General features: G+C 61.8%; 24 protein-coding genes and 1 tRNA gene. 12 read left to right on the forward strand and 13 right to left on the reverse strand.

The window, feature by feature from the left end; all coding sequences use genetic code 11:
- Window positions 1–115 precede the first annotated feature (115 nt).
- The 6 genes from BM244_RS12770 to BM244_RS12795 form a co-directional block, all read right to left on the reverse strand.
- Window positions 116–1,501: an MATE family efflux transporter gene (locus BM244_RS12770; protein WP_093399567.1), complete on the reverse strand. Its 1,386-nt coding sequence runs from the start codon at window positions 1,499–1,501 to the stop codon at window positions 116–118.
- Between the two features lie 595 nt (window positions 1,502–2,096).
- The gene (locus BM244_RS12775) at window positions 2,097–5,081 is read right to left on the reverse strand and encodes a valine--tRNA ligase (RefSeq protein WP_093399308.1); all 2,985 of its coding nucleotides are present in this window, start codon (window positions 5,079–5,081) and stop codon (window positions 2,097–2,099) included.
- Between the two features lie 135 nt (window positions 5,082–5,216).
- Window positions 5,217–5,876, reverse strand: a complete 660-nt coding sequence (locus BM244_RS12780) for a DUF2497 domain-containing protein (RefSeq protein ID WP_093399568.1) — start codon at window positions 5,874–5,876, stop codon at window positions 5,217–5,219.
- A gap of 35 nt (window positions 5,877–5,911) precedes the next feature.
- Window positions 5,912–7,441 (reverse strand): TolC family outer membrane protein, encoded by a 1,530-nt coding sequence (locus tag BM244_RS12785; protein ID WP_093399309.1) that lies wholly within the window; start codon window positions 7,439–7,441, stop codon window positions 5,912–5,914.
- Window positions 7,442–7,450: 9 nt separating this feature from the next.
- Window positions 7,451–8,080, reverse strand: a complete 630-nt coding sequence (locus BM244_RS12790; RefSeq protein WP_254784451.1) for a protein-L-isoaspartate O-methyltransferase family protein — start codon at window positions 8,078–8,080, stop codon at window positions 7,451–7,453.
- A gap of 404 nt (window positions 8,081–8,484) precedes the next feature.
- Window positions 8,485–9,522 carry a helix-turn-helix domain-containing protein gene (locus tag BM244_RS12795; RefSeq protein ID WP_093399311.1) on the reverse strand — a complete coding sequence of 346 codons (1,038 nt, stop codon included), beginning with the start codon at window positions 9,520–9,522 and terminating at the stop codon, window positions 8,485–8,487.
- Between the two features lie 238 nt (window positions 9,523–9,760).
- Here BM244_RS12795 and BM244_RS12800 point away from each other — a divergent pair.
- From BM244_RS12800 to BM244_RS22690, 3 genes are all read left to right on the forward strand, one after another.
- Window positions 9,761–9,834 (forward strand) — tRNA-Cys (locus tag BM244_RS12800).
- A gap of 102 nt (window positions 9,835–9,936) precedes the next feature.
- A complete protein-coding gene (locus tag BM244_RS22685) occupies window positions 9,937–10,467 on the forward strand; it encodes a hypothetical protein (RefSeq protein ID WP_139226927.1) in 531 nt (176 codons plus the stop codon).
- Window positions 10,458–11,333: a hypothetical protein gene (locus BM244_RS22690; protein ID WP_139226928.1), complete on the forward strand. Its 876-nt coding sequence runs from the start codon at window positions 10,458–10,460 to the stop codon at window positions 11,331–11,333. The genes BM244_RS22685 and BM244_RS22690 overlap by 10 nt, the downstream gene beginning before the upstream one ends.
- A gap of 6 nt (window positions 11,334–11,339) precedes the next feature.
- On the opposite strand, the gene BM244_RS12810 is transcribed toward BM244_RS22690, so the two are convergent.
- Genes BM244_RS12810 through BM244_RS12825 form a run of 4 tightly spaced genes read right to left on the reverse strand, consistent with a single transcriptional unit; the run spans window position 11,340 to window position 13,486 of the window.
- The gene (locus tag BM244_RS12810) at window positions 11,340–12,440 is read right to left on the reverse strand and encodes a tyrosine-type recombinase/integrase (protein WP_254784431.1); all 1,101 of its coding nucleotides are present in this window, start codon (window positions 12,438–12,440) and stop codon (window positions 11,340–11,342) included.
- A 16-nt stretch (window positions 12,441–12,456) separates the two neighbouring features.
- Window positions 12,457–12,642 (reverse strand): hypothetical protein, encoded by a 186-nt coding sequence (locus BM244_RS12815; protein WP_093399314.1) that lies wholly within the window; start codon window positions 12,640–12,642, stop codon window positions 12,457–12,459.
- The gene (locus tag BM244_RS12820; RefSeq protein WP_139226929.1) at window positions 12,639–13,178 is read right to left on the reverse strand and encodes a hypothetical protein; all 540 of its coding nucleotides are present in this window, start codon (window positions 13,176–13,178) and stop codon (window positions 12,639–12,641) included. Before BM244_RS12820 ends, BM244_RS12815 begins: the two co-directional genes overlap by 4 nt.
- A complete protein-coding gene (locus BM244_RS12825) occupies window positions 13,178–13,486 on the reverse strand; it encodes a hypothetical protein (protein ID WP_093399316.1) in 309 nt (102 codons plus the stop codon). The genes BM244_RS12820 and BM244_RS12825 overlap by 1 nt, the downstream gene beginning before the upstream one ends.
- A 15-nt stretch (window positions 13,487–13,501) precedes the next feature.
- Between BM244_RS12825 and BM244_RS12830 the strand changes: the two genes are divergently transcribed.
- Window positions 13,502–13,966, forward strand: a complete 465-nt coding sequence (locus BM244_RS12830; protein ID WP_093399317.1) for a hypothetical protein — start codon at window positions 13,502–13,504, stop codon at window positions 13,964–13,966.
- Here the strand turns inward: BM244_RS12830 and BM244_RS22695 are convergent.
- A complete protein-coding gene (locus BM244_RS22695) occupies window positions 13,923–14,282 on the reverse strand; it encodes a hypothetical protein (protein ID WP_139226930.1) in 360 nt (119 codons plus the stop codon). The genes BM244_RS12830 and BM244_RS22695 overlap by 44 nt on opposite strands.
- 222 nt (window positions 14,283–14,504) lie before the next feature.
- Between BM244_RS22695 and BM244_RS22700 the strand changes: the two genes are divergently transcribed.
- From BM244_RS22700 to BM244_RS12840, 3 genes are read left to right on the forward strand one after another with little or no spacing between them, the layout of a single operon-like run.
- Window positions 14,505–15,251 carry a hypothetical protein gene (locus BM244_RS22700; RefSeq protein WP_139226931.1) on the forward strand — a complete coding sequence of 249 codons (747 nt, stop codon included), beginning with the start codon at window positions 14,505–14,507 and terminating at the stop codon, window positions 15,249–15,251.
- The gene (locus BM244_RS22705; RefSeq protein WP_139226932.1) at window positions 15,248–15,850 is read left to right on the forward strand and encodes a hypothetical protein; all 603 of its coding nucleotides are present in this window, start codon (window positions 15,248–15,250) and stop codon (window positions 15,848–15,850) included. Before BM244_RS22700 ends, BM244_RS22705 begins: the two co-directional genes overlap by 4 nt.
- Complete coding sequence (locus BM244_RS12840) at window positions 15,851–16,543, forward strand: hypothetical protein (protein WP_093399319.1); 693 nt, start codon at window positions 15,851–15,853, stop codon at window positions 16,541–16,543.
- A gap of 921 nt (window positions 16,544–17,464) precedes the next feature.
- On the opposite strand, the gene BM244_RS12845 is transcribed toward BM244_RS12840, so the two are convergent.
- A complete protein-coding gene (locus tag BM244_RS12845; RefSeq protein ID WP_093399320.1) occupies window positions 17,465–18,403 on the reverse strand; it encodes a hypothetical protein in 939 nt (312 codons plus the stop codon).
- Between the two features lie 296 nt (window positions 18,404–18,699).
- Here BM244_RS12845 and BM244_RS22710 point away from each other — a divergent pair, with 296 nt between their 5' ends.
- From BM244_RS22710 to BM244_RS12860, 3 genes are all read left to right on the forward strand, one after another.
- Complete coding sequence (locus BM244_RS22710; protein WP_139226933.1) at window positions 18,700–19,347, forward strand: hypothetical protein; 648 nt, start codon at window positions 18,700–18,702, stop codon at window positions 19,345–19,347.
- Window positions 19,348–19,609: 262 nt separating this feature from the next.
- The gene (locus BM244_RS12855) at window positions 19,610–20,347 is read left to right on the forward strand and encodes a hypothetical protein (protein WP_093399322.1); all 738 of its coding nucleotides are present in this window, start codon (window positions 19,610–19,612) and stop codon (window positions 20,345–20,347) included.
- Window positions 20,348–21,028: 681 nt separating this feature from the next.
- A complete protein-coding gene (locus BM244_RS12860) occupies window positions 21,029–21,511 on the forward strand; it encodes a DUF4142 domain-containing protein (RefSeq protein ID WP_175518195.1) in 483 nt (160 codons plus the stop codon).
- A gap of 94 nt (window positions 21,512–21,605) precedes the next feature.
- Here BM244_RS12860 and BM244_RS12865 read toward each other — a convergent pair whose 3' ends face one another.
- Window positions 21,606–22,856, reverse strand: a complete 1,251-nt coding sequence (locus tag BM244_RS12865; RefSeq protein WP_093399570.1) for an arsenic transporter — start codon at window positions 22,854–22,856, stop codon at window positions 21,606–21,608.
- A 263-nt stretch (window positions 22,857–23,119) separates the two neighbouring features.
- Between BM244_RS12865 and BM244_RS12870 the strand changes: the two genes are divergently transcribed.
- Both BM244_RS12870 and BM244_RS12875 read left to right on the forward strand, forming a co-directional pair.
- A complete protein-coding gene (locus tag BM244_RS12870) occupies window positions 23,120–23,281 on the forward strand; it encodes a hypothetical protein (RefSeq protein WP_175518196.1) in 162 nt (53 codons plus the stop codon).
- 336 nt (window positions 23,282–23,617) lie between these two features.
- Window positions 23,618–23,983, forward strand: coding sequence for a CsbD family protein (locus BM244_RS12875; RefSeq protein WP_093399571.1), 366 nt, complete (start codon window positions 23,618–23,620; stop codon window positions 23,981–23,983).
- Window position 23,984: the final 1 nt, after the last annotated feature.

Raw genomic sequence — 23,984 nt, forward strand, 5'->3', positions numbered from 1 at the left:
CCCTGGAAGGGAGGGTTCGGAGGTGGGTCGGCTTCCGCATATCCGAACCGTGGAGACACGAGCCGGCCTACCCACCCCCAGCCCCTCCCTTTCAGGGAGGGGAGCGCGTTTCGCCTCACCCCGTAGGCTGCAACCGCCCGCCCGGCTCGCTCATGCCGTGCGCCTGTTCCTCGCTGTCGTCCGGCACGACCAGCGCGCCCTTCCGCCAGTTCCCGTAGCGATAATAGCCCGCCGCGATCGTCAGCGTCACGAGCGATCCGATCGGAAAGCTCCACCACAACGCATCCGCGCCGAGCCACGGTTTCGCGAGCAGCGCAAAGCCGATCCGCACCGGATACAGCGCGACGATCAGCGCGATCAGTGGTGCGATCACCGCGCCGTTTGCGCGGACGGTCGAGAACAGCACCATCGTCATGCCGAACAGGATGAAGTTCCAGCTCGCGATCAGCTGGATATGCCGTGCGATCGGCAGCGCGGGGCTGGCCGCGCCGATGAACAGCGTCATCACCGGTCGGTCGAACAGCAGCACCACGCCGACCATCGCGCCGGTCAGCGCGATGTTGAAGAGCAGGCCGTATTTGGTGATGTCGCCGACCCGGTCCCACCGACCCGCACCGATATTCTGCGCGGCCATCGAACTCACCGCGGCGCCGATCGCCAGCGCGGGCATCTGGATATACGTCCAGAGCTGCTGCGACACGGCGTATGCCGCCGCGGTATCCACGCCGAGCCGGTTGACCAAGCCGACCATCGCGAGGCCGGCGGTCGACATCACGAGCATCTGCGCGCCCATCGGCAGGCCTTTCCGGACGATCGTGCCGGTCAGCGCGCGCTCGGGGATGAGGTAGCGGAGTTCGTTGCCGCGTAGCCTCAGCGGCAGGTCGCGTTTGTAGATATAGATGACCAGCCCGAGCAGCGAGACGTGGCTGGCGATCAGCGTCGCCATCGCCGAACCGGCGATCCCCATCTGCGGGAACGGCCCGATGCCCGCGATCAGCAACGGGTTGAGGCCAGAGTCGAGGATCGCGCTGAGCAGCATGAACCATAGCGGCGTCATCGAATCGCCGGTGCCGCGCAGCCCCATCATCAGCAGCACCATCATCATCGACGCGGGCAGCCCGAGGAAGATCACCCGCAGATACGCGAGCGCGAGCGGCATCGCGTCGCCGGGGGTGGCGAGCAGATGCAGGATCTCGGGCGCGAACACCCAGCCGAGCGCGGCGATCACGATCGCACCACCGAGGACCAGACCGACCGCGGACCCGAACGCCCTGCGCGCCCCCTCCAGGTCGTGACGGCCGAAGCTCTGGCCGACCAGGATCGTCGCCGCCATGCCGAACCCGAACACCGCGCCGAAGGTGAGGAACATGATGATGTTGGCGTTCGAGGTCGCGGCGAGTGCCCCCTCACCCAGATAGCGCCCGACCCAGATCGCGTTGATCGAGCCGTTGAGGGATTGGAGGATGTTGGAGCCGAGTGTCGGCAGCGCGAAGGCGAGCAGCGTGCGGCCGATGTGTCCGGTGGTGAGGTCGCGCTGGCCTGGCTTGCCGCGAGGGCGGTCGGGCTTTGTGCCGAATGGTTCTTGGGAAACGTTGCTGGTTTCGACGTCGGGTGGAAGGTCACTCACACAGTCTCTCCGTCAGGCCGAACTCGGTCCGGCATATACCGGTGAATGAGCAGGCGCCCGGTCATGTCGAGTGCCTAGCCGCGGAGTGAACTCCGGAACAAGCTGGTAGGTCCCGGGTGCGAACCAAGGAAGCCTTGTTTCCCCGCGAAGGCGGGGATCCAGACTGGGCTCCCGCCTTCGCGGGAGAACAAGATGGCAGGGACATACCTTACGCAGTAGAGCCGCCCCCCCCGAACCGTCACCCCAGCGAAAGCTGGGGTATCCCGTTATCGGCCGGCCGGTGTAGTTACTCACTGCGATACCCCAGCTTTCGCTGGGGTGACGGATTGGGTTTGAGTGAGACGGCGGTACGACACGCATTCCCCTCCCGCTTGCGGGAGGGGTCAGGGGAGGGTGCGACGTACGTACTGGCGTCCGGCTTTTGAGGCACGCCCCCCCCAACCCCTCCCGCATGCGGGAGGGGAGCAGGTTAGCCCAGGCGTCCCAGTGCCGCCTGCAACCGCGCAGCTTCGGCGGCCTTGTCGGCGTGGTCGGCCTTGGCCTTCTCGACTGCTTCGGGCTTGGCGCGTTCGACGAAGCTGGCGTTGCTCAAGCGGCCGGACAGCGCGTCGCGCTCCTTCTCGGCTGCCGCAATCGCCTTGGTCAGGCGGGCGCGTTCGGAGTCGAGGTCGATGACGCCTTCGAGCGGCAGGACGAACGTTGCCTCGTCGACCACGACCTGTGCCGCGCCACCGGTGGCTTCGCCGTCGGCATGCGTGACGCGGGCGAGACGCGCGAGTGCCGGCGCCTGGCGTTCCAACCGCGCCAAGGTCGTTGCGTTCGCATCACGGACGTGGAGCGGCAGGCGCGCGCCCGGCGGCACGTTCAATTCATTCCGGGCGGTGCGAATTTCCTGGACCAGGCGGATCAGCCAGTCGACTTCCTTGCTAGCCTCGGGATCGAGCGAACGCGCATCCGCCATCGGCCATTGCGCGACGATCAGGTCGTGCTCGCGCGGGTGAGCGGGGTCGGCCATCGCGTGCCACAGTTCCTCGGTGATGAACGGCATGAACGGGTGGAGCAGCACCAGGATCTGGTCGAGCACCCAGCCCGCGACCGCCTTCGATTCAGCATCGATGACACCGCGCTCGTCGCCGACCATCTGCGGCTTGATGAGTTCGAGATACCAGTCGCAGAAACGGCTCCACGCGAACTGGTAGATCGCGTTGGCGGCGCCGTCGAAGCGGTAATCGGCGAGCGCGAGGTCGACCGTCTGGACGGTCGCGATCGTCTCGGCGATGATCCACTTGTTGACCGCCAGCTCCGCACGCGGCGCCTCCAACGTCGTGCTGGCGACGATGCCGTTGGCCTGTGCGAACCGGGCGGCGTTCCACAGCTTGGTGGCGAAGTTGCGATAGCCCTCGACGCGCTTCTCATCCATCTTGATGTCGCGGCCCTGGCTTTCCATCGCCGCCATGAAAAAGCGCAGCGCGTCGGCGCCGTAGGTGTCGATCAGCCCGAGCGGGTTGACGACGTTGCCCTTCGACTTCGACATCTTCGCGCCGTCCGCCGCGCGGACGAGACCGTGGAGGTAAAGCGTGCGGAACGGCACGTCCTTCATGAAGTGCAGCCCCTGCATCATCATCCGCGCGTTCCAGAAGAACAGGATGTCGAAGCCGGAAATGAGCACGTCGTTCGGGTAGCGACCGCCGAGCTGCTTCTGCTCCCTCTCCCCTGCGGGGACAGGGTCGGGGTGAGGGGTCGTACCGGGCATTGCGCTGCTTGGCTGCCCCTCACCCTGGCCCTCTCCCCGGAGGGGAGAGGGAACGGCACCCTCCTCGGGCCAACCGAGTGTGGCGAAGGGCCAGAGGGCGGAGGAGAACCACGTGTCGAGGACGTCCGGATCGCGAAGAAGCGGGATAACCTCGCCGCGGCTAACCTGCTCACCGTTCTCTCGCATGAAAGCATCCATACTTGGACGATCGTCAAATATCCGCAGCTGCTCACTCGCGACCTTGCGTCCGTAGAGTTCAGTCAATTTTGCAGGTATTTCCGCCTCAGTCTCGCAAACAACGGCTTCCTCTACACGTAGTTTGGCAGCGTCTTGGGACGCGTCGCCGGAACTCACCCACCCGTGCATGTATCCGGCGTCGGTTTTTTTCGGCGCGAACCACGCCGGAATCCGATGCCCCCACCACAATTGCCGCGACACGCACCAAGGCTGGATGTTGTCCATCCAGTTGAAGAACGTCTTCTCCCAAGTCTTGGGCACGATATCGATCGCACCGGTCCGCACCGCCTCGATCGCCGGCTGGGCGAGCGTCTTCGCGTCGACATACCATTGGTCGGTCAGCCACGGCTCGATCACCACGCCCGAGCGGTCGCCATACGGCGTCTGGATCGTGCGCGGCTCGGCGTCGTGCTCTTCGCCGTCCTTGTCGACATGCGCGATCAGGAAGCCTTCGGCCTTCAGCCTCGCAACGACGGCTTTGCGCGCCTCCGCGGTCGTCAGCCCGAGCAGCTCGGCGGGGATCAGCCCGTCAGACACCTGGACGACGCGCGCTTTGGCATCGAGCATGTTGAGCATCGACCCAGCGGCCATCCCTGCCCGCTTGCCGACCTCGAAATCGTTGAAGTCGTGCCCAGGCGTGATCTTCACCGCGCCAGAACCGAGTTCCGGATCGGCGTGGTCGTCGGCGATGATCGGGATCAGCCGTCCGCTGATCGGCAGCTTGACCTGCTTGCCGATCAGCGTGGTGTAGCGCTCGTCGGAGGCGTTCACCGCCACCGCCATGTCGGCGAGCATCGTCTCGGGCCGCGTGGTCGCGACCTCGATGAAGCCCGATCCGTCTTCGAGCGGATAGCGGAGGTGCCAGAAGCTGCCCTTGATCTCGCGCGTCTCGACCTCGAGGTCGCTGATCGCGGTGCCGAGGCCCGGATCCCAGTTCACGAGGCGCTTGTCGCGGTAAAGCAGCCCGTCCTTGTGGAGGTCGACGAACACTTTCAGGACGGCCTTCGAGAAGCCCTCGTCCATCGTGAAGCGCTCGTTCGCCCAGTCCATCGAGCAACCAAGCCGGCGGAGCTGCTGCGTGATCTCGCCGCCGCTTTCTTCCTTCCACGCCCAGACCTTCGCAACGAACTCCTCGCGCGTCAGGTCGGTGCGCTTCTGCGGCGGGGTCAGCGCACCCATCTGGCGCTCGACCACCATCTGCGTCGCGATGCCGGCGTGATCGGTGCCGACGACCCACAACGCATCCTTGCCCTTCAGCCGCGCGTGACGCGTGAGGATGTCCTGCAGCGTGTTGTCGAGCGCGTGGCCGATGTGCAGCGAACCCGTGACGTTGGGCGGCGGGTTGACGATCGTCCACGGCTCGGCGTTCGGACGGTCGGGGCGGAACTGGCCGCTCGCCTCCCAATGCGCGTACCAGCGCGATTCGATGGAGGACGGGTCGAAGGTTTTGGGAAGCTCGCTCATGGCAATGGCCTTAGCGAGCGTGGTGGGGCTAGGCCAGCCTTGGGGAGCGTGTGGGGTTTGGAATTGGCGTTGCCGCGCTTCAATCGGCCTACCCACCCCCGGCCCCTCCCTCTCAGGGAGGGGAGCAGTTTGACGTTAGGGCTGCTGGTTCATGATCTTGGCGATCTCGCGCGAGACCATGTCCTCGACCATGTTGGGGAGGTTCGCGTCGATCCATTCGCGCAGCATCGGGCGGAGCATTTCGCGCACCAGGCCCTCGAGCGTGCCGTCATTGCCTGTGTCGGGTTTTACCATCATCCGCGTCAACGCTTCGAGCGGCGCGCGCGTTGCAGCGGCGGTCTGGCGCGAGACGATCGGCTCGGCGGCCGGCTCCGGCGCGTGCTGCGGCTTGGCGGCGGGTTGGCGCGGTTCGGGATGCCGCGGCTCGGATTGCCGGGCTTCGGCCGCAGCATCGACCGAGGTCAGCACCGGGGATTTCGGCGTGCGAGGCGTACGCTCAACCATAGGCATCGGATCGCTCAGTTCGAGAATTTCGTCATCGTCGATTTCATCATCGGCATAGCCGGCGCCGAAGTCGTGGCCGTGAACTCCGGACTCACGAACGGACGATTCACGCGAGGATGGCTCGCGATACGCGGCCTCGCGGTGGTCTTCGCGGTGATCGTGCTCGACGGACGAAGATCCGACACGCGCCGGGCGGCGCGACCGGCCTGGCACGTCGCCCTCTTCGGCGATGATGCGTTTGATCGACGAGAGGATTTCCTCCATCGACGGCTCGCCGTTCACGTCCCCCATCCGGACCATCCCAAACCCCGTAGCCGCGCGCACCCCTATTGGCGGCTCGGCGCGTCCTTACCTGTCGTCAAGGCGGGGTTCCTGTCAACCGGCGTATCGAGCAACGGGTCGTCCTGCGCCTGGACCGTCGCATTCTGGGCGGGCGACTGCGCGGTGCTGGTCGCGATCGGGCTCGGATCGCCGTCGCTGCCGAAATCCCAGATCTTGTGATGGACGCGGTCGTAATTCGCGACCGGATCGTACAGCACGCCGCCATCAAGCCCCAGGTCGCGCGCCTCGGCCTGGCCCATCGCGGCCAGCAGCGCGAACCCCGCGACATAGGCGTCGCGTCGCGCGGTAACGAGCGTCACCTGGCTGTTGAGCAATTCCTGCTCGGCATTGAGGATGTCGAGGATCGTGCGCGTGCCGACGCTGTTCTCGGCACGGACGCCCTCGAGGCTGAGCTTGTTGGCGTTGACCGCGGTTTCCGACGACTGGATCACCTGCTCGGACGAGCGCCAGACGGCGTAGGCCGAGCGCGCCTGCGACACGACGCTGCGCTCCGTGGCCGTGACGTTCTCGATCGCGCGGCCGCGCAACGCCTCGGCCTGGCGGACCTGCGCAGCGGGGCGGCCACCCTGGAAGATCGGCACCGTCAGCGACAATCCGCCCTGCGCCGCGGTGCCCGACGGCTCCACGCCCGAGCCGAAATTGCTCGAGCCGAGGTAATTGTAATAGCTGCCGCCGCCGGTTGCGCTCAGCCGTGGCAGGCGATTGGCCTTGGCGACGCCGATGTCGTAGCGCGTCGCGTCGCTTTCCTGCGCGGCGGCGATCAGGAACGGATTGTTTTCGAGCGCGACGCTCACCGCGACCTGCGGCGTCGACGGCAGGTGCGGCAGGGTCGGCGGCGTATCGAGCGTACCCGCCGGCGTGCCGACGAGCCGGATATAGCTCTCGCGGCTGGAGATCAGCGTCGCCTGCGCCGACTGGAGCTGCGCGCGCGCGAGGGCGAGCCGCGCTTCGGACTGCGCGACGTCTGTACGGGTCAGGTCGCCGACCTGGAACCGGTCGCGGCTCGCCTGGAGGTTGACGTCGAGCACGCGCACGTTCTGCGTGTTGAGCCCGACGATCGCCTCGTCGCGGATCACGTCCATGTACGCGCCGACGACCGACGTGAAGAGATCCGATTCGGTACCGCGCAGGGTGGCCCGGCCGCTCTCGACGCGCGTCTTCGCCGCCGCGACCGAGTTGCGCACGAGCCCGCCGGTGTAGATCGGCACGCTCACATTGGCGCTGCCCTGGGCCTGGCGGGCCGGCGAGACGAAGCTGTTCGAGGCGACCAGCACGTTCTCGGTATAGGTGCCGCTTGCGTTGATCGACGGCAGTCCCGAGGCGCGCGCGATCGGCACGTTCTCGTCGGTCGCGCGCAGCGTCGCGCGCTGGCCAGTGAGCGTCGGGTTGGTGTTGTACGCCTTGACGAGCGCCTCGCGCAGCGTTTCCGCCTCCGCCACCCCCGCTACTGATACAGCGCTATAGAGCAGCGCAACACCCTGAAACAGGTAACGGACTTGAGCGGTGCGCGGCATGGGTCTGGCTCAGAACTTGAAGGGCTTGGGCGTTTCGAACCCGGGCAGCGTCACGCATTCGACGTCGACGAATGCGACCAGCGCGAACCCGCCATCGGTCTTGCGCCCCGACGCGAGCCGGGTCAGGCCGCGCTCTGCGATCCCGGCGGCGACGCGACCATCGGTGCGGACCTGCGCGATCAGCGCGTCCGGCACGGAGTCGATCGCACCGTCGACGATCAGCACGTCGTACGGCGCCCTGCCCGGATGCCCCTCGGCCATCGGCCCCTCGACGAGTTCGACGTTGCCGACCCCGGCCAGCGCGGTCCGCGCGACCGCCAGCAGCGCCGGGTCGCTCTCGACCGCAACCACCGAACCGACGATTTCCGACAGCACCGCGGCGGTATAGCCGGTCGCGGCACCGATCAGCAGGACACGGTCCGTCGCGGTCAGATAGGCCTCGGTCAGCAGACGGCCGGTCGCCATCGGCAGGTTGGCGTAGCGACCGCCACCCAGCGGTATCGCGGTATCGCGGTAGGCGATCGACCGGACGTCGGCGGGCATGAACTGCTCACGCGGCACACGCGCCATCGCCGCGACGACGCGCTGGTCGTTGACGGCGTTGGTCCGCAACTGGCTCGCGACCATCGCATGCCGCATGGCGTCGTAGGTCGCGGGCGACGTCCCGGCATCGGCGACGCCGGAACCACCGGCCTGGCCATCGACCCGGTCCGTTGCGAGAAGGCCGGTATCGAGACCGGTATCGAGAATTGTCGTCGTCATGGCCCATCCTGTCGCACAGCTGTTTTAGTTGTGCAATACACTTGTTGCGTATCGCCGTGATATCGCGCGACCGGCGCCACGCCAAGCACGGGTTGGTCGGATTTCGCCCAGCCGGGCACTGCGTTCGAGAAAACGCGGATCTGGAGCCGACCATCGCGGGATGAAACGGGCGGCATGAAAAGGAATGTAGGCGCCCCGCCCGCCCGTGTGACACCGAGATGCCGCGAGCGGAGCGCCGAGGGTGCACGCGGAAGACCTTGGCACTACCTCTGACGCCGGTTTTAGCAGGAAATCCCGGCAGCGTCGCCCGAAATGACCCGCTGCGACGTCGCTTTGCGCTCGCCGCCGTGCGCGTCCGTCCGCGCCGGCGCGGTGGCGAGGTCGTGCAGCGCCTGGGTCGGCGACCCGAGCACGGCATTGCGCGCACGCAGGCTCGCCTCGAGGAACGGCTTGGTCAGCGCCATGAACCGGCGTGGCGTCATGCCCAGGAACGTCCCCGAATCGCGCAGGAAGTGCGACGCATCGAAATAGCTGCCGTCGATCAGCGCGTAGTCCGCCTTCTCGCCCCCGGCCATCACCCGCAGCAGCGATCGCAGGAACCGGGCGCGCATCAACAGCATCTTGGGCGGAAAGCCGAAATGCCGGACCGACAGCCGGCGAAGCGCATGAGTCGGGATGTCGAGCCGATCGGCGGCGGAGGCCATGTCGGCCGGCCCGTCGGTGGCGAGGATCTCCATCAACGACCGGATCTGCGGCGCATCGACATGGACCGGCCCCAGTCGCGCCAGCAGCAGCGCATCCAGGATCGGCGCGACCTGCGCGTCGTCCGCCGCACCTTGCAGCGCGACGACCAGTCGATCGGTGAAGCTGCGCCCCAGCACATCCTCGAGCGGGACGATCCGATTGCGAAAATCGCCCGCCGGTCGCTTGGACAATCGTGCCCAGCCGAGCGCGCTGATCCCGAAACCGATCATGATCCCGCCATGCGTGACCGCCTTCAACGCCTGGCTGGTCGGCCCGAACAGGCTGGCGGTCGGCAACGGATCATAGGTCCGCCGACCGATCGTCACCGCGATCGGCCCCGCATCGATCGCGATACGCACGTTTGCGGTGCCCGGCAGGAACCAGTCGACCTGCCCCTCCCCGCTCAATCGGTCGCCGGACGCTACGGTGGAGCGGTAGACATGATAGCCGGTGATACAGTCGGCGAGCGCCGCCGCCGGGCGGTCGTACCGGATCGCCATGCCGTAGGGCATCGCGAAGACCGCATCCTCGACATCGGGAGCATTCGTGCCGCCCGTAACCTCGTCCGTTCGCACTCGACCCGCCCCCGCGCCATTCTCGTTATGATTCACGGCACTAGAGAAGGAACCGAAGGGGAGCGAGTCTCGAAATCGTCACTCTTGCCCAATTCGCCGCGCAAGGACTCCGATCCGGGCTCGATCGCATGCCGCGGCCCCACCACGCGGAACCGATCAAGAATAATCCGCCACCGCGCCAACTGACGGTTGACCGCACGACAAAAACGAAGCATTTGCGCCGCCTTCACGCAATCGGGGCCCGATGGCGGAGTGGTGACGTAGAGGACTGCAAATCCTCGCACCCGGGTTCGATTCCCGGTCGGGCCTCCACCTTCTAAGATTTTCGTATATAAACGAAGACGTTAAAGGATTTTGGTGTCTAACATGTCCAAGTGGTTAGACACTTACACGTGTGATCGATTGCGCTGAACGGTGGCATCTCACTTCCCGACAGCAGCCGCGCCAGCTGAGCAACCGTTGATGCTTTGGTCAGCGACGTGTGATTTGAAACATCGGATCGGCGAGACCTATTACGGTTACCATTACACATGGTGCAGCCCTGTTTTCGAGGCAGCCGCAGCGCCGCAGTTTGCGCTTGGGGCTAAACAACCGCCCTCTTCTGATCCCGTCACGATTTACCGACAGCTGCACGCCGCGGTAAAAGGCAAAGATCGTCACGACCCGAAGATTGCCGGGTACCGCAAATCGTTACGCGCCATCGCTTTGAAGATGCGCGATGAAGGAAAGCTATCGGCAGAGTACGCCGCCGAGATTGTGACTCGAGTCCGCTCAGCCGAGTTCGTTGATTGGAAGCCGCTGATGTATGTCATTCCATACTCCGTGGTCGCACCACGGGTACAGCTGGTTCGGCTCAGGGATAGAGCGAGCGACGAACCCGAATATGTGATACCGGATCTGAAGCGCGAAGAGTTCCACATCATCGAGTTGATGCCATGCCTATAGCCGCTCTCGAAGGCCTTGATCCGAAAACGGCCGCAGCAGTGCTCGTTGAAGCCGCCCTGCAGGTTGGGCCTCATATTTCGCACGACCGTCCATCTGTATGGCAAACTCAGGTCGACGAGGTACTGGACGAGTTGAGAACGCGCCTTAATTTGTCTGCTACGGACGTCGATGCCCGCGCACATCAGCGCCTGGACGATGCTCTGGCGGACGAAATCGATAGAGTTGCGTTTTCAGACATCGAGCTCTCAAAGGCGCGACGTTCGCTAGGTTCGACTGGCGAACTTTCTGCCGGAGGGTATCGGGTACGCTTTCAAGGTAACTTTTTAGCGACGTTCAAGGAAGACGAGAAGTTCATTCGCCGATGCATCGATAGCGCTGAATTTACGCAGCATGTGAACCCGGCTTTTGAGTGGGAGGACCGCTTCGACGATTACCGAATCAGCCTATTCATGAAGAAGGCGAAGGCTAAGTCGGGCGAGCATTGGGTAATCGTGCAAGCAAATCGCATTAACGATGAACTACACGTCATTGCCGCATGGCGTGCGTTTCCGCGCGTCTTGAACTTAGAAAGTCTGGTTCAGCCACTGGACGTACTGCGGTCATTTGCCCTGCATTACGGCGAAATAATTAAGGCGCCCGGACATCCCGCCAAGGCGTTCCTCGAAAATATCGATCTTGGCGCCTGGAATCGTGATCGGTTTAGTGAAAATAATCGAGTAGCAGAGCCCGTAATAAATCGATTTAAACCCCAAACCTACTACGTTGAGACCGGATATCGAACGCCAGCAGGACGAGCAATATTGGCCTGCGCATATTCGATAGACGCAGAACTATACCGACCTGACTTGAGAAAGTACGCCTATTAGGAGATTTCATAATTTTGAGATTTCGCCGGGGTTAGCACTGTCATTTATCTGCGCTTCCCAGCTCGCCAATTGACGGATGGCGTGATCTGCCATTCGTCGCTGGTCGACGGCCCGCGTATAGGTCGCAACCTCAGCGTCGTTTTCATGGCCAGAAACGGACTTCAACGTCTGATTGCCCATATGTAGCTCGGCAAGCCGGCGCATCATCGCCTTACGAAGCCCGTGCGCGGTGCACTGCGGCAGTCCAGCTTCGTCACACTGATCACGAAACCAGTTTCCGAATCCGGGGTTTGAGAATGGCTTCCCGTACTCGGTGACCAGAAAACACAGGTGCCCCTTATCGGCGATCGGCATTGCGACGATCGCTTCTAGCAGCTGCGGCGCGACCGGAATGCCTAGTTCACGCCCGCCCTTCGTCTGCGAGAACTCAACCCGGCCGTCCCGGATGTGCTGACGTCCCATGCGGATCGCATCGACTCGACGCTGGCCCGTCCAGAGCATCAACTCCATCGCAAGACGCGGCTTGCTGCCGATCGGATGGTGAGCGCGGTATTGAGCTATTTCGACCTCGGTCCAGGTGTGAAAGCCCTTTGATCGTTCGCCTCGGGCGACCTTCACCCGCTCTGCCTGATTGACTGGGTTGTCGGAGCGCATCTTCAGCTTCACGGCGAAATCGAATAGCCGGACCAACTCCTTGCGAAGTTTGCGCGCCGCCTCGACACCGCCCTCCATGCGCTTACCGACGAGCACCTTCGGGAGCTTGGCGGCGACGATCGCGTCGATATGCTCAAACCCGATCCGCGCAACCGGCTTGGCGCCATACGATTCGCGGAACCGACATAGGATCGCCCTCACCTTTGCCTGCGTTGCTACCGTCGGTCCGAGCCGGCTTGGCGTAGCAAGATACCGGGTAACCAGATCGTCGATCGTGCCTGGCGCCGCGCGCTCGATCGCGACGGCGACGCTGCTCTCGGGAGCATCCAAGAACCCACGGTACTCCTGCCGGAATTCCTCGGTCCCGAGCGCGGACGCAAAGTAACGACTCGTGTACCCCTTGCGCCGGAAGCGGAAGCGCTCCTTGCCATGGCGGTCTCGAAAGACAGTCACGTACTGAGGGAGGAACCTACGCTTTGCCATGTAGCACGCTATCCCACGGGTTCGGATCAACGGGAGGCGCGACCGATTCGCTAAGGATGACGATCTTCCCGTTCGGATCAATCTCTATGCGTCCGACCATCATGCCGGCTTTCGTCGCGCCACGCACTGCGCGTGTCACGTCAGCCTCCTTGAAACGTGCCGCGGCGCTCATGCTGCTGCCCTTTCATGTGGGAAATAGCCCATCTTTCGAAGCTCGATATTGGCGAAGGTGATCGCGCGGCGGTTGCAGTAAGGCGCGCGCTGCTGCCACCAGAGCATCGCTTCCAGCGCGGCTGCGTAGCTCTCCCAGTGGAGATAGGGCAGGACGCGCGCGGTCGTGGTGTCGTGCATGTCGACGAGCGCCCATAGCTCCGCCAGCGACCGAACGAAGAACCGCTCGCCGTATTCGCTGACGACCGCCTGGCGCGCGTTGTCGCGCCGCTTCGTCGCTCCGGAAAGAACTGCCTTCAGGTCCGCGACCTTCTCCTCGTCGGTCGCGCCCTTGATCGGCGGAAGCTCGATGCGCGCGTAATGCGCCCAGTCGTCGGCGATGGCGGTTGAGATCCGCAGGCGGGTGGCGGCGTCCTTAGCGGACAGCTTGCCGGCCGCGACCAGCGCGGGGTCACCTTCCGCCCGGTTCTTGCGGACGTCCTCGGCGACGATCGCCATCTCGGCATCGGCGTAGAGGAAGCGAGGACGTTCACTCATCATAGCGGATCGAACCCAGTAAGGATGCGCAGGATCATAAATGCAGGCCATTCCATCCGGCCGCGGCCGTCGTTGGCTGCGCGATCCTCGTCGCGGTAGCGTTGGACCAGCGTGGCGTAATACGACGAGGCGGTTTTGCCGGCTTCTCTCGCCTCTGGTGTGCCTCGGGTGCCGTTGCGCGTGATCCGTGCGACCATCCCAAGCGGCGTCAGCACGCGACCTCGCGTCGTGGCGCGATTGTTCCAGTCGACGGTATGGGCCGGCTTGCAGAACAGCTGATTGACCACCTTCGGCTCGAAGGGCTTCATGCACTGCTCATCGAGATGGGGAAAGAGAGGTGGTCGATCGCCTGGGTAGCCTACGGGCTCGCCACCGCGTTCCACGAAACCGGTGCCGCCATGCAGCCGGTTCGCGAGTCGCCGCGCGTTTCGGAGGCATGGCGGAAGAAGAACCTGCGGTACTGGCCTTGGTACGGCCGCGGTTATCCGCAGACGACTTGGGAGACGAACTACCGGAAGATGGACAAGCGTCTCGGCCTGAATGGTACGCTGATCGCAAACCCGGATCGGATGCTCGAACACCGGATCGCGGCCCTTACGATGGTCTATGGCATGGCCGAAGGCCTGTTCTCCGGCCGGAAGCTCGGCACCTATTTGCCGGTGGAATTAGGCACGAGAGCACAGTTCGTGGCGGCCCGGCCGATCATCAACTCCACGGATCGAGACGAACTCGTCGCCGGCTACGCTATGTCGTTTCAGGCTGCGCTGGTCGCGGGTGGTTGGGCGTAGGGTCCGCTCTCCCTTTCGCCAGTGCGTCGATCAGCTTGATGTCGTGCGGCACGCCTACGTCTTGGCAGATGCGCGAGAACTGCGTGCCTGCCCACGTCACCCGGAGGTCTGGTGGCTGACGATCGCGCCCAAGCAAGGTCAGCCAGAGCGTGTCGAACGGGTCGCGGTTCTTCGATAGGCAAGCTGAGTACAGGTATGCCAGCGCCAGCCGTACGCCGTGCTCGGGCGGCTTCAGCGGACCGCCGGTCTGTAGCTTCCTGATCGCATCGTCCAGCACTACTAGCGCAATGAACGTGGTTCGGTTGGGCTTGGGCACGGCATCATCGCTCCGACTCGTCAGAGCGACGCTGTATCGAGTTCTGCGTTTGTTCTCAATTCGCGCCGCGTGCCAATGCGGCCGTGATTTGATCGACGTCAGCAGCAACCCAGCTTCGATCCTCGACCGCGATGTGGCCCAATGCCAGACTTGAAGATGCCCTACGACATACCCTATTAACCCGTACCGAATAGCAAGACGCGTACGGCGAAGGGTTTAGATATGCACTGGCAAGCGGATAGCATTAAGGCGGTGCTGTTCACAGCTCCGTTTGGATCTCATCGTGACGCGTCTGAGCTCTGGGCGGAGGCCTTCCCCGGCGACACTCCGGACGGGTATCAACGTAATCCAAGCGCCCCAAATCTGCAATCTTCCGCCTCAGGTGAGCGCTACGGCTTCGTAATAAACGTTACCGCCCAGGTTGGTCAGATATCGGTCGTCGCGACACCTGTCTTCCGCCAGGTGCCAGGGCTGGTGATGCCTGGACTTACCCCGCCGCGAATAGCTGAAGTTACCGACGCTACATACATCGCCGTGGAAGCGATGAAGCGCCTTGCGCCTAGTTTTCAAGCCGCACGGATAGCGTTGATATTGGAGTTGGCGAAAACTGCGGTTGGTGTTGTTACCGCGGACATGATGTCCGAGGAACTTCCTAATGTTCCGTTTCCGCCGGGATCAATTGAACCATCTTTTCAGTTTAACTCTCTCGCACCACTACCCTCCGCTCCCCATATAACTTTAAATCGCATCTGTATTTGGAGTTCTGGTCAAGTAGGTTTCTTTGGCGGGAACATGCCGGGCGTACCAGCTAACGGACCAATGGCGATGAGCAGCTTTATTGGGTTCAATGTCGACGTCAACACGTCCCCAAGCCAAAACCTTTTCGGTGTTAACCTAACCGATGCGTTTGATTGCCTTCGATCAGAAGCTCTCAGTATCGCCGAAAACCAAATGCGCCACTTCCTGTGACCGCCGACGCACGCGCAATCGTTGATCCATCTTCTGCAATCTGGAAAGCTGTCGTCGAGGGATCGAACCTGGCTGCTGAGCCGGGCCTATCAGTTCGAGGACAGCATTATGCGCAAGATGTAAGTATAGTTACTTCAGATTACAGGCTTCATAAATCGCTCCTGACAAGCAGCGCTGCCGCAGTCGAAAACCTTAGCCTTTCATGTTACGTTCGTTTTAGTTCCGCACATGTGATCCCATCGTCGAATAGCGCGACGTCGCTATCATCCTTGGCGGACAACTATTACGCACGCGCTGCAAGCCAAATATCCCAGCTTCGCGGAGCGACGGATGACTTCGGCGATCAGCTTATGGAAGAGGCTGCGATAGATACCGCGGAAGCTATATTGAGTAATCTAAAGCGGGCAAACTACACTCCACCTGAGGTAAGCTGGCATGGCGGCGATGCCGTTGTCATGCTCTGGACAGCAAAGGATATGACCTTCGCGATTACCGTAACCGATGGGGAATGGGGTTACGTGGCTCGTCGAGCAGGCAAGCAAATCCGCGAGGACGACTCGCTGAAGGTTGAGCGCTTCGCCTTGGGATACACTCGATAAATGGTAGTCGCGATCCAGGCGGATGATGTGATAGCAAGATGCTTGATTTATCCCCAACTGTTTGCCGGTAATATTCAAGCAAGCGGCAAGCTGTGGGAGTTTGGTCAGCGGGCACAGGATGGAGCATCTCACCTTTCAGCGGTCCTGAAACGCCTCGCACCTGCAAATGATGATATTCATCAGTTTGGCTGCAACCTCGCTCTTCAGCAAAACTTGGCCTTATCCGAGCGACTTGGCTTGGAAAACCCTCCAGCCGAGAAGAAGCGATACTACTGCGGATTTAAAGAGGCCCGAGTAGATACACTCCGCCTTTCATCAAGCGACTACAAAATCATTCTCACGAACCAGCCAGAACATGGTGAGGACGCGCACGTGGATGTCGCCCTCTTTATTGACAAAGATGTACCAAAGAACAGGTTTGCCAACCGCCGTACAGCAGCAGGCATAGCCTTGGCGGAAGGCTTCTCCGACGTTGAACCGCACATGTGCAAGGTTGACGAGGGAGACTCGAATCACCCGTTTGAACGCATTGGCGTCGACTGCGTCAATTCTGAATTGCCCGGCCCGTGGCAGGGTAAGACCGTCCATCTCTCGGACGACGCTACCATTGAAACCAGCAATTTGACGGAAGGGTTTTCGAATGTGTTTGAGACGACCAATCTGCCGGTGCCGCAACTGGGTAGCGATCAATAGTCCGAGCGGATGATGCGCGTGAAATAGCTCCGCTCGCCCATAACCTGATAATATGGCGGCCCCGGTACTTTAGTCCGTTAGCGAGTTAGTAGCATGCCCGAAACGGAACCGCAGCCAGTATCGGCAAGTAGCGCTCCACCGCGCGAGCCATCGGCACATTTAGCGCCATTCAAAACGTTCGGACGTCGGCTAATTGCGACATCCAGTAAACAGTACGAACGTTTGATCATCGGGTTAGCACCCGCTGCGGCCGTAAGTGTGTTCGTAATTCAGCCTGTGATGCGTTTTACTCGGCCTATGGGCCTTCTAGTAGCTGGCGAAGTTCTTGTTTTTGCGCTGACAGCAGGCGCTTTTCTCAGCGTGTATTCCCGAAGTCGCCGTTCTGCGTTTCTCCAAATCATAATGATCCTAATGGCCGGAGCATTTATATTTTTCGGCGCGGTTCTCGCCGCAGGTCGAAGCGATTGGAACGATCGCCGCTGCCACAAAATTCAAACGGCGATGCTGAGACCGGTCAGCGGAGGCCGGACAGACCTCCCCGAACTGTTTCAGGCACTGGGATGTCAGCCGACCGACGGTGAACCCCGCGACCCTTCCTACCATCCGAGCAAAGCCGACCCTCCCTCGTGGGCTGAAGAACGGGCGCACGAGGCATTTTTAGAGCGTAAGCTCGACGAGCAGCTTAGTCTGGTATCCCCTGTCGAGGCAAAGGCGCGATAAGGTCCGGCCAACGGTTTGGTATCGCGCTGGTATCGCAAATCCCTCTTCCAACGAAATATTTTGGGAGTTCGTCGAAGCGTCTCCTCGTAATGACGTCAAATATGCAGCACTGGGAGCAATCGCACTGCAGACGTTGAGGGTGGATGCGGCGCGCTTCGAGATCGTGTCCGACCTTACCCTATTGATCCGCGAGCACTCGGCTCACGTCACCTTGGCCCGTTCACAGAGGTGCGCCTGAACTAGGTCCTCGAACGCTGGATCAGTAATGCCCAGTTCGCCGAGAAGAATGGCAAGCACGCAGGCGCACAAAAAGCGTTCGTCAGCTTGATCAAATTCAGGCCGCTTACCATGGTGGAAAAGAGCGTTTCGCAAATCAAAGAAGCGTTTTGCTTCCGATCCGAATGCCGGATCAAGGCCATTTAAGAAGGTCTTGACGGCCTTATGACCTCCTGCGGCTATCTCAAGGGCGATCCATGTATTAGCGTAGCGCGCGACTTGATCTAAATTGTTTGTCGAGCGAGAAATAAAGCTAAACGCTAATTCGGCACGTGCCTTGATGTCTCCGGTGGACGAAATCAATGCTACTTCGGCCTTTTGCAGAGTGTCCTCTGCAAACACCTCCCACATACGTGGATGTATGTGGGACTCAACCACCCTTGAGACTCTCGAAATTTTATCTGGCTGAGAAAAGTCAAACCGCTGTTCGAAAGCTAGATCCAGCATAGCGGTATGACCTGCCACCAAGGTCAAAAGACCTCTGATGGACTCGGTACGTCGTGTAACGTACGCTTCGCTGTTGTCATACGTGGGCAAGGCAAGGAAAACGTAGTATCCAGGAGGTATTGTCCCTTGCCTAACATCGATATTCATTCTGATTTCGTCGCCGTGAAACGTTACGATCTCTTGAAAGATCTGCTGTGGTTCGCTGCGGGGAATTTCGCCGAAGCCAATGACAAACCGACCGTCGGAAAGCGGTAAAAACGACCTGACGGCTGCAAGAGATTTTTGATGGTTCTCTGCAAACTCTGCGATCCCGCTAGTATAACCGCGTATCACGGCACCTTTTATGTCGGGTTCCATAAGCCACGCTTCTGGAACCAGTGTCATAAAACTGGTGTCGGTTTGTTGGGCATCGCTCATACGAGACCATACTGCCGCCTTTCGCCGAAAAACACCCGGCCATCGATACTGACCCCGAGCACATAGCTAAGCCGCCACGTCCCTGTGCCGTCCACGATGCCCCTGGCGGTACAAGTCATTGATATCCCTTGCGCCGAGATAGAACCGCGATCGGGCAACTGGCCTTGATAACGAACGGTTTTACGGCTTCACGGCTAAAGGCGGGCAACGGCGAGCACTATGAGGACGGACCTCGAATCGTATATTTCGCGGGGTTCGGTACTTCCGAAGATAATTTTAGGATCTATAAGGGTCGCATGAGCGATATCGAACGAACAGCAAGTAGAGTTAATCTCGTCACGTCGCTCATTGAGCGCGGGGGTAAATTAGCTAACGACTTCGGATGGGAAGTCACCCCCGCGAGAATCGTTAATGCCGTATGGCCAGCCGCGATTTTGGTCGGAGCCATGATCTGGCAATACGTACCTTGGTATGTGATCGTTCCAACAGCAATTTTTGCGGTCGGTTCTTTACTCCAACTGTATGTCGCGTTCGCACGCGCTCGTGCCGTAGTTGGAGTGAAGCGCCTCTCGTTAACAGACGCCGCCGCGCTATGCGAACGTGCCGAACGGGGCTTCTACGATTTTGTAGAGTCACGAGCAGAGGAAATTGGCACCTTGCATAGACGAGCCATAAACTATGACGATCCAAACATTGGCCGTCTCCGAGAAGATCAGAAAATCGCTGAGGAATTGTTCCTGCGAAAATTGCGGGCACGTATAGGAGGCGATGTGGGCGCTGCCGTCGGCGCGCTGACCAGTCTCGGCATCAAAGCCGAGTCTGACCTTCGCTCACTTCATTGGGCCGACAGCGGGGCTCGATTCTTTGGTGCGCAGGCGCGTCTCCTCCGTGGCGGCCATCTGGAGGAGGCGCAAAAGTTGGGGCAGAGGGATTTGTTTTTTTAGGAAGTCCCATCCGGATCTTTGTACCGTGACAAGTCCGATGGGCACGCAGCGTTCCGGTATCGCGCTGGTATCGCAAACCAACAATAACGATCCGCTCGCCTGCCAACTTTAGTGCACCTTCTGCTCCTGTGGTAGCTAGAGGTGCAGCATCAGGAACAATCGCACTGCACAGGTCAGGGGTAACGGGAGCCTACTGCCTGCTAAATCGCGCACCTTACAATGATGCCTTGTCGGAAAGATGATCCGCATTGCATGATTGGGAATGACGACCGATCTCTACATACCGCCCGTGGCAGCCGTGCCGGCGAACCATGCACGCCGCCTCTTTCTCGGCGGCATTATGGTAAGTGTCATCTATGTCGTTGGGCTTGGCATTTATTCGGTCTCGGAATGGCCGAATATGCTGATAATGAAGCCTGACGAATTCGCGACGTTTTTGTCTGGTGTCTTCGCGCCCCTAGCTTTTCTTTGGTTGGTTCTCGGTTTTCGCCAGCAAGGAGACGAACTGCAGAACAGCGCACGAGCACTATGGCTTCAGGGCGAAGAGCTTCGCAACTCTGTCGAACAGCAAAGGCAACTGGTTGAGGTTTCGCGAGAACAGCTGGCATGCGAGGCTGCCGAGCGAGTGCGGACCGAGCAGGCTGCCGAGTCTGCGGCGCAACCCCGGCTTACGGTTGGGCCGGCTGGGGGAAGCTACTTTGGCGATGGTCGGCGGGTGCTCACCATAAGCGTGACGTCAGGCGGCCCAACGTGCACGGACGCAAGGATGCTTTTGAACGCCGCCGATGTGGCAAGAACGCAAGTGCTTGTCGAAGGCGGCCGCCTGGAAACCCAAGTGGAGTACCTCAGCCCGGCGGAAGTCGAGCCAGCGAACATTCTCGTCCAGTACAATGATTTGCGAGGAAATCCGCGACAGCAACGATTCCTTATTCCAATTACAGAGGCGGGCGGTCCACATCGTGACCGGACCCTGGGGGATCCAGTCAGGCTACAGGACTGACAATACGGCTTCTGGAAGTTAGCCATCGCGCGTGGGCCGCCACAGAACGCCGTGGTCGGAAGGCTGTGGGTTAGACGGGCTAGCCCTCTGATTTAGCTAGATTGTTTGAGGCCCGGTCGGGCCTCCAGTGATTGTCGAGCGCAGGGCGTATACGCCGTGCTTGCGAGCATCAGCTTATACCGGCAAACCTCGGCGAGCACGCTCGCAAACAGACACAATTGCCCGGCAACCACGCTACCATCGCTCACCGCTGGCAAAGCCGTACCGAAACGCATTACCAACATGATGCCCCGCCGGAGGAGCTTCTCTTTCAGTGCGGATGACCTCCACCCCAAGAGTTCACCGGGAAAAGCCCGATCTCGTACACGTACAAGACGAGGTCGCACGCAACCGCAGCTTATTCGCGGCGAACATGCTTCGACCATGGCCCTGTGCCAGATCGAACGTCCGATTCTCTACTCGAACCCTCGGGCTATTGCGTTTCCAAGACGCAATATCGCTTTCTAAGGCTGCAATGGTTCTCGACCAACATTTTGTGGCCGGCCAAATGCCAGATACCGAATTTCGATCTCACGAACTCGACAGTTGATCCCGATCAATACGATGCAAATCACGGCTGGAACTCTTTGTCTTCGCAGCAATTGAGGGGGCAGCGCCCATCAGGAGCGCGGGAGAGACACCATGAAGCGTATCCTATTTGCAGCAGCGTTGATCGCCGTGCCGACCTACGCGATCGCGCAGACCGCACCGACGCCGGCGACCTATGTCATGAAGGCCGGCGCAGGCGATCAGTATGAGATCCAGTCGAGCAAACTCGTGCTGGCCACCACCCAGAACCCAGGACTGAAGCAGTTCGCGACGATGATGGTCTCGGACCACACCAAGAGCACCGCGGACGTCAAGGCGGCGGCCAAGCAGTCCAAGCTCATGCCCAAGCCACCGATGCTCGACGCGATGGGCCGCAAGAACATCGCGGCCCTGAAGGCCTCGAAGGGTACGGCACGCGATACGCTGTACGTCGAGCAGCAGAAGGTCGCGCATCAGAATGCGCTGACGCTGCATCAGACCTACGCCGCATCGGGTACGGCACCGGCGCTGAAGCAGGTCGCAGCGACGATCGCGCCGACGGTGCAGCATCATATCGAGATGCTGTCCTCCATGTGACGGCTTCGCATGACGGTTGAAATCGGGGTCGGGCAGTTTGTCCGGCCCTTTTTTTGCGCGCGCCGCCGGCGCTGCACCCACCACGGCGGAAACGTCATCCCAGCACCAGCCGCGCGCCCAGCGCCGCGAACAGCGCAGGCGGCATCGTCACCGCGCCGACCTTCAGAAAACGCCAGAAACCGACGTCCTCGCCTTCGCGGCGGATCGCAGTCAGCCACAGGATCGTGGCGAGCGACCCCGTGATCGACAGGTTCGGTCCCAGATCGACGCCGATCAGCAGTCCGTCGGTGACGATCTGCGGGACGTGCGCCTGCTGCACCGTCGTGCTGGCGATGAGCCCGGCGGGCAGGTTGTTCATCAGGTTCGATCCGAACGCGAGGATCGTTCCCGCGACTCCGGCGGTGGTGGACGGCGACTGTGCCGCCCCCACCGCGAGCCAGCGCGCCAGCATCGCGATCACACCCGTGCTCGCGAGCGCCTCGACCAGCACGAACAGCCCAGCGACCAGCGGCAGGACCGCCCATGATACCGAGCGCAGCGTCGAGACCGGCGACTTGCGCCCGCCGATGCAGATCGCGACCATCGTCGCGACGCCCGCGAGGCAGGTCGGCAGGCCCAGCTCATGTCCGCGCGCCGAGGCGGCGATCAACAGCACGGCGGTCGCGACGATCCCCGCGAGCGCGATCTTTCCGCCGCGTGACAGCGTGCCGGTTTCGACAAGGGTCTCGCAATGCCCCGTGAGGCGCTCGCGCTCGACCCAACGCAGGACGAGGAACGTCACGCCGATCGACAGCAGCGACGGCAACGCGAACGATGCCAGCCACGCGCCGAGCGACGGCATCCTGCCGCCGTACAGCACGAGATTTGCCGGGTTCGAGATCGGCAGGACGAAGCTCGCGGCGTTGGCGATCAGCGCGCACGCGAACAACATCGGCAGCGGGTCCGCCTTCGCCTTCTTCGCCGCGGCATAGACCGCCGGCGTCAGCACGACTGCGGTAGCGTCGTTCGACAGGAAGGTCGTGACGACGATGCCGACGCCGAAAACCATCGCGAACAACCGGCTAGTCGATCCCTTCGCCAACCGGACGGCGTGTTCCGCGACCCAGTCGAACAGCCCTTCCGCGCGGGCGATCTCCGACAACAGCATCATGCCGATCAGGAACAGGTAGACGTCGTTCCCCTTCGACACCGCGCGCCACGCCTCGTCGACCGACATCAGGCCGAACACCACCAACACCGCGGCGCCCGCCGCCGCCCAGACCGCTTCGGGCAGTTTTAACGGGCGGGTGATCACGCCGATCGTGGCGGCTAGGCAGATCGTCCAGATCGCATAGGTCGCGAGCATATCGTGGCTACTCACGCCGAAAGCCACGACGAATACCGCCTCGCCCAGGGGCACCGGCTGGGCCATGGCAGCAGGACATCAACCAAAATACTCGATCCACTGGACTTCTTTCTCGCCGACGGGCGCGGCGGACTGGCCGGTATGTCGCCGCATATATCCTCGGGGTCCGCAGCGCGATGGACACCGTTTCGAAAGATCCTTGGCGAGTGGCGCGCAGCGGCTCGCCAGCGTCGGCGCGAACATCGTGCGCGCCGTTCCGGATCGTGATCGTGATCGTGATCGTGATCGTGATCGTGATCGGCGAACGCATCGGGGAACCGGACGCTTCGATGTCGACCAAGGCGCGGTGGCGAGTCCGAGTGTCTCGATGCGGCCTTTGTCGACCACGCTCGCTGGTCACGCCGGCCGGCGCGGTCATCCCGTGATCGGCTATCCCTGCAGTTTCCTGACGTTCGCGATGCTTGAGCCGAACACAAAGGGTGGCTGAACGGCGATCGGCGCCCGCGATCGCGTGTCCCGACATGGTACATACCGACTATCCGTTTGCACAAAAGTACCAGGAACCAAGCAGTTGCGCGCAGGTTTATGCGTCCAGTCCGATTGCACTACCGCTTCACCGATTTGTCGGCGGGCGTTTCCAATCGGCGTTCGCGCGGTCGCCGGTGGCCCTCTTTTCAACCAACGACCCGGGTCACGGCGGTCTTCCCCGTGGCGGCGGGCGGCCGACATCCGGCCGAATAGAAGTCTTGAAGGATATCACGATGAACAAGGACGAATTTCAGGGCGGCGCGCGCTATATCGGTGGCAAGGTCGAGAAGGCCGTGGGCGATACCGTGAACAGCCGCGACTGGCAGGTCGACGGCGTGGTCGACCAGGTCGCCGGTGGTGCGCAGAACCTGTACGGCCGTGCGAAGTCGGCGATCGACGATGCCATCGACGGCGCACCGGAACTCGCCGACAAGCTCGGCAGCGAAGCACGCGAGGCCACCGATCGTGAAGCCGCGGCCGCACGCCGCGGTGCCGCATCGGCGCAGACCTCCGCGCAGGACGCTCCGATGCTCTGGGCGCTCGGCGCAGCGGCGATCGGCTACGGCATAGCCTGGTTCGTTCACGGTCGGCGCGACTGAT

The organism is Sphingomonas sp. OK281 (assembly GCF_900115295.1).
Taxonomy (GTDB): domain Bacteria; phylum Pseudomonadota; class Alphaproteobacteria; order Sphingomonadales; family Sphingomonadaceae; genus Sphingomonas.